Raw genomic sequence first — 10229 nt, 5'->3', positions numbered from 1 at the left:
GACCGCCAACGGCAAGCTCGACCGCAAGGCGTTGCCGGCCCCGATCGCTCGGCGGTGGCCAGCCGTGGCTATGAAGCGCCCGAAGGCGATACCGAGATCGCCATTGCACGAATCTGGCAGGACCTGCTGCAACTGGAGCAGATCGGTCGCCACGATCACTTCTTCGAACTGGGCGGTCACTCGCTGCTGGCGGTGAAACTGATCGAGCGCATGCGCCAGATCGACCTCAGTGCCGACGTGCGCGTGCTGTTCGGCCAGCCGACCCTGTCCGCCCTGGCGGCGGCCGTGGGCGGCCAGCGCGAGATCGAGGTACCGGCGAATGTCATCCCCGAGGGTTGTCAACGTATCACGCCTGACATGCTGCCGCTGGTCGGCCTGAGCCAGGACGATATCGACCGCATCGTGGCCAGCGTGCCCGGTGGCGTTGCCAATGTGCAGGATATCTATGCCCTGGCGCCGTTGCAGGAGGGGATTTTGTACCATCACCTGGCCGCGACCCAAGGTGATCCGTACCTGCAATACTCGCTGTTCAGCTTCGACAGCCTCGAACGCCTGCACAGCTTCGCCCAGGCCCTGCAAGGGGTGGTGGCGCGGCATGATATCCTGCGTACCGCAGTGCTCTGGGAAAGCCTGGACACGCCGGTGCAGGTGGTCTGGCGCGAAGCGCCCCTGGGCGTTGAACGGCTGGAGCTGGACCCGGCGGACGGCGATATCGCCGAACAACTGCGCGAGCGTCTGGACCCGCGGCACACCCGCCTGGATATCCGCCAGGCGCCGATGCTGCGCATCGGTTACGCCCAGGATCCGCTGAACAACCGTTGGCTTGGCATGCTGCTGTTCCATCACCTGGTGGACGACGCCACTTCGCTGCGTATCCTTTGCAGCGAAATCGAGGCGCATATGCTTGAGCGGCAGGCAGAGCTGCCGCCGTCCGTGCCGTATCGCAACTATGTGGCCCAGGCCTGCCTGGGCGTCAGCCGCGAGGACCATGAAACGTTCTTCCGCGACATGCTGGGCGATATCGAGGAACCGACACTGCCCTTCGGCCTGCAGGACGTGCAGGGCGATGGTCGCGGCATCGAGGAAGTACGCCGGGACGTGGAGGCCGGCCTGAGCCGGCGCCTGCGCTTGCAGGCGCGGCAGCTCGGGGTGAGCGCGGCGAGTCTTTGCCACTTGGCCTGGGCCCGGGTATTGAGTGCCGTGTCGGGCAGGGACGATGTGGTGTTCGGCACCGTGCTGCTGGGTCGCCTGCAGGGCGGCGAAGGCGCCGACCGGGCCCTGGGCATGTTCATCAACACCTTGCCGCTGCGCGTGACCCTGGGCGAACAGGGCGTGCGTAGTGCGTTGAAAGCCACCCATGTCCGACTCAGCGCCTTGCTCGCCCATGAACATGCGCCGCTGACCCTGGCGCAGCGTTGCAGCGGCGTGGCCGCGTCGACGCCGTTGTTCAGTTCGCTGCTCAATTACCGGCAGATCGATATCAACGTGACCGACCAGGCGTTGGCCGCCTGGGAAGGTATCCAGACGCTGGATAGCGAAGAACGCACCAACTACCCCCTGACCCTGTCGGTGAATGACTTGGGCGAGGCGTTCAACCTGGCGGTCATGGCCGAGGCGCAGATCGGCGCCGAGCGGGTCTGTGGCTATATGCACTGTGCTCTGCAAAGCCTGGTCGAGGCGCTGGAAAACACGCCGGCCCTGCCATTGACCCAGGTGTCGATCCTGCCCGATGCCGAGCGCGAGCAACTGCTGGTCGGCTTCAATGCCAGTCGCCGTGATTACCCACGGACGCAGACCGTGCAGGATCTGTTCGAAGCCCGGGTTCGAGCTCGTCCCGAGGCGTGCGCGGCGATCCATGACGGCGTGTCGTTGAGCTATGCCGAGCTCAATAGCCGGGCCAATCGCCTGGCCCGCCATCTGCGTGGCCTCGGCGTGCAGCCGGGGGACAGCGTGGCGATTCTGCTGGAGCGCTCCCACGACCTGCTGGTCAGCCAGTTGGCGGTACTCAAGTGCGCGGCGGTCTATGTGCCGCTGGATATCAACGCCCCGGCCGAGCGCCAGGGCTTCATGATCGAGGACAGCCAGGCGCGGGTTCTGCTGACGCGTCATCGGCTGTCGCTGGCTGCCGCCGTGCAGCGTGTGGAACTGGACGGTCTGGACCTGTCTCGCCTGGACGGTGACGACTTGGGGATTACGCAGTCCAGCGAAAGCCCGGCCTATATCATGTACACCTCGGGTTCCACCGGTGTGCCCAAGGGCGTGCTGGTACCGCACCGGGCTATCACCCGCCTGGTGATCAACAACGGCTATGCCGACTTCAACGACCGGGATCGTATCGCCTTTGCTTCCAATCCGGCCTTCGACGCCAGCACCATGGACGTCTGGGGTGCCTTGCTCAATGGCGGCCAGGTGCTGGTGGTGGATCATGAAACGCTGTTGGAGCCGGCACGCTTCGGTGAGTTGCTGGTCAGCGCCCAGGCCACGGTGCTGTTTGTCACCACGGCGGTGTTCAACCAGTATGTGCAACTGATCCCCGAGGCGATCAAGGGCCTGCGGATCCTCCTGTGCGGTGGTGAGCGCGGCGACCCGGCCTCGTTCCGTCGGTTACTGGCGCTGGCGCCACGGCTGCGCCTGGTGCATTGCTACGGACCGACCGAAACCACTACCTACGCCACCACCCATCACGTGACCGAAGTCGCCGAGGACGCCGACAGCGTGCCGATCGGTCGTCCCATCGGCAATACCCAGGTCTATGTTCTCGATGCCCGCCAGCAACTGGTGCCCCAGGGGTGCAGCGGTGAAATCTGCATCGGCGGCAAGGGTGTGGCATTGGGTTACCTCAACCGCGCCGAACTGAGCGCCGAAAAATTCATTGCCGACCCGTTCAGCGCCGAGCCGGATGCCTTGCTCTATCGCACCGGCGACCTCGGGCGCTGGTCGGCCGATGGCCTGCTGGAGTGCCTGGGCCGTAACGATAACCAAGTGAAGATACGCGGTTTCCGCATCGAGCCGGGGGAAATCGAGGCGCGCCTGAGCACCCATCCGCAGGTCCGCGAATGCATCGTGCTGGCCCGCGAGGACGTCCCCGGCGACAAACGCCTGGTGGCCTATGTCACCGCGACCGGCGAGCCGGCCACGGCGGAAGAACTGCGCAGTTACCTGCAAGGCCTGTTGCCGGAGTACATGGTACCCGGCGCCTATGTGCAACTGAGTGCATTGCCCCTGAACCTGAACGGCAAGGTCGATCGCAAGTTGCTGCCGATGCCGGAGTCGGACGCCCTGGCCTGCAGCGAATACCAGGCACCGCAAGGTGAAGTGGAAAATCGGCTGGCGTCGATCTGGGCGGACGTGCTCAAGCTCGAGCGGGTGGGTCGGCATGACCACTTCTTCGAACTGGGCGGTCACTCGCTGCTGGCGGTGACGCTGATCGAGCGCATGCGCCAAGCAGGTCTGAGTACCGATGTGCGGGTGCTGTTCAGCCAGCCTACCTTGGCCGCGCTGGCGGCGGCGGTGGGCAGTGGCCGCGAGATCCAGGTGCCGGCCAACCTGATTGCGCCGGGCTGTGAACGGATCACGCCGGACCTGCTGCCGCTGGCGAACCTGGATCAGGACGCCATCGATCGGATCGTCGCCACGGTGCCGGGCGGTGTCGCCAATGTTCAGGACATCTATGCCCTGGCGCCATTGCAGGAAGGCATCCTCTACCACCACCTCAGCGCGCAGCGGGGCGACCCCTACTTGCTACAAGCGCAGTTCGCCTTCGACAGTGAGGAGCGTCTGGACGATTTTGCCAGGGCCTGGGAGTTCGTGATCGGTCGTCACGATATCCTGCGCACCGCGTTGGTCTGGGAAGGTCTGGACGAACCGGTACAGGTGGTTTGGCGCGAGGCCCGGCTGATACGCGAAAACCTGGAGCCGGACCCGCGGGCCGGCGATGTGGCGACCCAACTGCTTCAGCGGTTCGACGCCCGCCATTATCACCTCGATATTCGTCAGGCGCCCATGCTGCGCTTGATCCAGGCCTGGGATGCGCCGAACCGGCGCTGGCTGGCGTTGCTGTTGTTCCACCACCTGGCGATGGACCACACCGCGATGGACGTGGTGAGCCATGAAATGCAGGCCTATCTGCTCGGTCAGCAGGCGCAACTGGGCGCGCCGGTGCCGTATCGCAACTACGTGGCCCAGGCCCGCCTGGGCGTTAGCCAGCAAGAGCACGAGCGATTCTTCCGTGAACGCCTCGGTGATATCGAGGAGCCGACCTTGCCGTTCGGCTTGCAGCAGGTCCAGGGTGATGGACAGGGCATCGAGGAGGCCCAACTGACGGTGGGTTTTGCCCTCGGTCAACGCTTGCGGGCCCAGGCCCGGCAGGCGGGGGTGAGTGTGGCGAGCCTGGTGCACCTGGCTTGGGCCCAGGTGCTGGGTCGGGTTTCGGCCCGCGACGATGTGGTGTTCGGTACGGTGCTGATGGGCCGGATGGAGGGCGGCGACGGTGCCGACCGCGCCTTGGGCATGTTTATCAACACCTTGCCGCTGCGAGTGGTCCTGGGCGGGCGCAATGTGCGCGAGGGCGTCAAGGCGACCCATGACGAACTGACCGCGTTGCTCGGGCATGAGCATGCCTCCCTGGCGCTGGCCCAACGTTGCAGTGGCGTCAGCGCGCCGCTGCCGTTGTTCAGCGCGTTGCTCAACTATCGCCACAGCAATTACGCCGTGACCGACGAGACGCGGGCAGCCTGGCATGGCATGCAATACCTGAGCGCGGAGGAGCGCACCAACTATCCGTTGAGCCTCAGTGTCGACGACCTGGGCGAAGATCTCCTGTTGACCGCCCAGACCGTTCCAGTGATCGAGGCCAAGCTGATCTGCGCCTATATGCACCAAGCCTTGCACAGTCTGGTCGAGGCACTGGAGCAGGCCAGCGAGGTGCCGTTGCCGCTGTTGTCGGTGTTGCCGGACGATGAGCGTCGGCTGTTGCTGGAGGGCTTCAATGCGACCGCGGTCGACTATCCTCGGGACGAGACCGTGCACGGGTTGTTCGAAGCCCGGGTGGCGGCCTGTGGCGATTCGCTCGCCGTCGTCGACGAGAACGGCAGCCTGACCTATGACGCACTCAATCGCCAGGCCAACCGTATCGCCCACCGCCTGATCGAATGGGGTGTTGGCCCCGATGATCGGGTGGCGATCTGTGTCGAGCGCGGCGTGGACATGCTGGTGGGGCTGCTGGGCATTCTCAAGGCCGGCGCCGCCTATGTGCCGCTGGACCCGCATTTCCCGCTCGATCGCCTGACCTATATGCTGGAAAACAGCGCTCCGGTGGCGACTCTCACTCAGCAAAGCCTGCAGCCGATCCTACCCACCAGCAGCGTACCGGTGTTGCTGCTCGATCCCGGGCTGGCCGAGCGCGAAGGCTTCCTGGCGCAGCCCGAGACCAATCCACTGCGTCATGACCTTCATCCTGAACATCTGGCCTACGTGATCTACACCTCGGGCTCCACCGGGCTGCCGAAAGGCGTGCAGATCAGCCACCGGGCCTTGGGCAACTTCCTCCACGGCATGGGCCGCGAACCGGGGCTTTCGCCTGATGATCGGCTGCTGGCGGTCACCACGATTTCCTTCGACATCGCCGCGCTCGAACTGTACCTGCCCCTGGTCAGCGGGGCCTGTGTGGTCCTGGCCTCCCGTGAGGCGACCGTGGACGCTTTGCAACTGCAGCGCCAGCTCGACGAGCAACGGATCACCGTGATGCAGGCCACCCCGGCCACCTGGCAAATGCTGGTCAGCAGTGGCTGGGCCGGCAAGCCGGACCTGCGGATCTTCTGCGGCGGCGAAGCCCTGCCGCGCAACCTGGCCCGTGAGCTGCAGGCGCGCAGCCGCGAACTGTGGAACCTCTACGGCCCCACGGAAACCACCATCTGGGCCTGTGTCGCGCGCGTCGATGCACCGGGCGTCCCGGCCATCCTGTCGGCGACAGTGCCGATCGGCAAACCGATGGCCAACACGCGGTTCTACCTGCTGGACGACAACCGCCAGCCGGTACCGCTGGGCGTGGCGGGTGAGCTGTATATCGCCGGCGTACAAGTGGCGCGCGGCTACCTGAACCGTCCGGACCTGACCGCCGAGCGTTTCCTCGACGATCCGTTCCACGATGGGCGCATGTACCGCACCGGCGACCTGGCGCGCTATCGGCCGGACGGCACGGTCGAGTACCTGGGCCGCAACGACGACCAGGTGAAAGTCCGCGGCTTCCGCATCGAACTGGGCGAGATCGAGGCCCGTCTGGCCACGTATCCCGGGATCAAGGACTGCGTGGTGGTGGCACGGGAGGATCAACCGGGCGACAAACGCCTGGTGGCCTACTTCACGCCGCAGCAGCCGGAAACCGTGCTGCCGATCCAGAGCCTGCGCGAGCATCTGCAAGCGGCATTGCCCGAGTACATGGTTCCGACGGCTTATATGCAACTCGATGCCTTGCCCTTGACGCCTAACCGCAAGGTGGATCGCAAGGCGCTGCCGGCACCGGATGGCGCCGTATCTAGCCGCGAGTACGAAGCGCCGCTGGGCAAGGTCGAGGAGCGCCTGGCCGCTATCTGGGCCGACCTGCTGCACCTGGACCGGGTCGGTCGTCACGACAACTTCTTCGAACTCGGCGGCCACTCGCTGCTGGCGGTCACGCTGATCGAGCGGATGCGCAAGGCCGGTCTGAGTGCCGATGTGCGGGCACTGCTCGGCCAGCCGACCTTGGCGGCGCTGGCGGCGGCAGTGGGCCAAGGCACGGACATCGCGGTGCCGGCCAACCGGATCCCCGAGCCTTGTGAACACATCACTCCAGACCTGTTACCGCTGGTCAGCCTGACCCAGGCGCAGATCGACCAGGTGGTGGCGACGGTGCCGGGCGGTGCGGCAAACGTGCAGGACATCTATCCGCTGGCACCGTTGCAGGAGGGCATTCTGTTCCATCACCTGTCTGCCGGTGAAGGGGACCCCTATGTGCTGCAATCGCAGTTCCGCTTCGACAGCCGCAGTCGCCTGGACGACTTTGTCCAGGCGTTGCAGAGTGTGATCGAACGGCATGATGTCCTGCGCACATCGATCGTCTGGGAGGGCCTGGAGACGCCGTTGCAGGTGGTCTGGCGTCGTGCCCGGCTGAAGGTCGAGACCCTCGGGCTCGATCCGCGCGACGGTGAACTCTCGGCGCAACTGCTGCAACGCTTCGATCCGGCGCATTGCCGCCTCGATCTCCATCAGGCACCGCTGCTGCAGCTGGCCGTCACCGAAGAGGCGTCCAGCGGGCGTTGGTTGGGTGTCCTGCGGTTCCATCATATCGCCATCGACCACACCACCCTTGCGGTGGTGCAACAGGAAATGCAGGCGTTCCTGCGTGGGCAGGCGACCTCGTTGGCGCCGGCCGTGCCGTATCGCAACTATGTGGCTCAGGCACGACTGGGCGTGAGCCAGCAGGCCCATGAAAGCTTCTTCCGCGAGATGCTCGGCGATGTCGACGAACCGACCCTGCCGTTCGAGCGGCAAGAGGTCAGGGGCGATGGACAGGCGATCGCCGAGGCTCACGCAGGACTGAGTGCCGATCTGTCTCGACGCCTGCGTGGTCGAGCCCGCCAGGCGGGAGTCAGCCCGGCGAGCCTTGCGCACCTGGCCTGGGGCATGGTGCTGGGCCGTCTGTGTCAACGCGAAAAAGTGGTGTTCGGTACCGTGCTGATGGGCCGGATGCAGGGCGGCGAGGGCAGCGACCGGGCTCTGGGCATGTTCATCAACACCTTGCCACTGCGCCTGGACCTGGGCGAGCAGGGTGCCCACAGTGCCCTCAAGGCGGCCCATGGCCGGTTGACCGCGCTGCTCGGTCATGAACATGCTTCCCTCGCATTGGCCCAGCGTTGCAGTGGCGTGCCGGCATCGATGCCGCTGTTCAGCGCCTTGCTCAACTACCGGCATGGTGGCGGTGAAGCCAGCCAGCAGGTTCTGGATGCCTGGCAGGGTATCGAAAGCCAGGGTGGGGCCGAGCGTACCAACTACCCGCTGACCCTGTCGGTGGATGATGACGGTGTGGGCTTCGGCCTGACGGTGCAGGCGATTGCCGGCATCGATGCACGGCGGGTCTGCGGATATATGCAGGCCGCGCTGGAGAGTCTGGTGGATGCCCTGGAACAGGCGCCCGAGGCACCACTGGGCGGCCTTTCTATCCTGCCGGCCGACGAGCGCGAGCAGTTGTTGGTGGGCTTCAACGACACCGCGCTGGAGTATCCGCAGGCGCAGACCATTCATGGGTTGTTCGAGGCCCAGGTGGCAAGCACGCCGGATGCCTTGGCGGTGGTGCATGGCGAGCGCCGCCTGAGCTATCGCGAGCTTAACGAAAAGGCCAACCGTCTGGCCCATGCCCTGCGCAAGCAGGGTGTGCAGCCGGACTCCCGCGTGGGGATCTGTGTCGAACGCGGCGCCGAGATGGTCGTCGGCCTGCTGGCGATTCTCAAGGCCGGGGGCGCCTACGTGCCGCTGGATCCGGCGTATCCGGCCGAGCGAATCGCCTACATGCTGCAGGACAGTGCGCCGGCCGTAGTGCTGGCCCAGAACGCGACTCAGAACTTGTTGACCGGCGTATCGGTGCCGGTGATCAACCTCGATCAGCGCACCTGGCAGAACGAATCCGTCCAGAATCCGCAAGTACCGGACCTGACCTCGGCCCACCTGGCCTACCTGATCTACACCTCGGGTTCGACCGGCTTGCCGAAAGGCGTGATGATCGAACACCGCAACACGGTGAACTTCCTGACCTGGGCCCACGGGGCCTTCGACAACGGAGCCTTGGACAAGACCCTGTTCTCGACCTCGCTGAACTTCGACCTGGCGGTCTACGAGTGCTTTGCACCGCTGACCTCGGGCGGCAGTATCGAGGTGGTGAAAAACGTCCTGGAACTGCAGCACGGCGAGCACGATATCGGCCTGATCAACACCGTGCCTTCAGCGTTGAAAGCGCTGTTGGAAGTGGATGGTCTGCCTGCTTCAGTTCACACCGTCAACGTGGCCGGTGAAGCGCTGAAACGCAGCCTGGTGGAATCGCTGTTCGAGAAAACCACAGTCCAGCGCCTGTGCAACCTCTACGGCCCTTCGGAAACCACCACCTACTCCAGCTGGGTGGCCATGGACCGCGAAGAGGGCTTCGCCCCGCATATCGGCAAACCGGTGGGCAACACCCAGTTTTACCTGCTGGACGAGCAACAACAGCCCGTCCCGCTGGGCGTCCCGGGTGAAATCTACATCGGTGGTGCCGGCGTGGCCCGTGGCTACCTAAACCGTGACGACCTGACCGCCGAGCGTTTCCTCCGGGACCCGTTCAGTCAGGACGCTTCGGCAAGGATGTATCGCACCGGCGACCTTGGCCGCTACCTGCCAGACGGCAATATCGAATACCTGGGCCGCAACGACGACCAGGTGAAGATCCGCGGTTTCCGTATCGAACTGGGCGAGATCGAGGCGCGTCTGGCCAGGCACGCCGACGTGCGTGAGGCGGTGGTGATGGCCCGGGAGGACGTGCCGGGAGAAACCCGCCTGGTGGCGTACTTCACTCCGGCCGGTACGGGGCTTGTGTCCGACAGCGGCAACCTGCGCACTTATCTGCGCGGATTGCTGCCGGACTACATGCTGCCCGCGGCCTATGTGCAGCTCGAGCGGTTGCCCCTGACCCCCAACGGCAAGCTGGACCGCAAGGCTCTGCCGACACCGGACAGCAGCGCCTACGCTTCGCGTGTCTACGAAGCCCCGGTGGGTGAGGTGGAGATCAAGCTGGCGGCGCTCTGGGAGGATCTGCTCCAGGTCGAGCGGGTGGGGCGGCATGACCACTTCTTCGAGCTGGGTGGGCATTCGCTGTTGGCGGTCAGCCTGATCGAGCGTATGCGCCAGGCGGACCTGGAAGCCGATGTCCGGGTGCTGTTCGGCCAGCCGACACTGGCCCAGGTAGCCGCGTCGGTGGGTACGACACAACAGGTGGAGGTACCGCAGGCGAAGGTTCCGACACTCAAGCGCAAACGCGTTATCTGAAGCCCTGGCTCCGTACCCGACCGATTGCCGATCGGTCGGGTACGGAGCCGTTTTTCTCCCCCCCATCCCCCTGGCAACACGTCGAACTCTCGCAGGGCCGAGCCTTGTCCCGGCTTCCCATGACAGACAGTCCCAGGTGGATGCTCTAATTTTCGAGGCCTGTGGGGAGCATGGCGAATAGG

Annotated in this window: 1 protein-coding gene; it reads left to right on the top strand. The window is 65.2% G+C overall.

Annotated elements, in window-relative coordinates; all coding sequences use genetic code 11:
* Positions 1 to 54: 54 nt before the first annotated feature.
* Positions 55 to 10047 carry a non-ribosomal peptide synthetase gene (locus tag ACZ5KU_RS15055; RefSeq protein ID WP_464737376.1) on the top strand — a complete coding sequence of 3331 codons (9993 nt, stop codon included), beginning with the start codon at positions 55 to 57 and terminating at the stop codon, positions 10045 to 10047.
* Positions 10048 to 10229: the final 182 nt, after the last annotated feature.

This window comes from Pseudomonas sp. Tof1 (genome assembly GCF_055390395.1).
The sequence above is the reverse complement of the archived record's forward strand: the minus strand, read 5'-3'. Positions and strand labels throughout refer to the sequence as shown.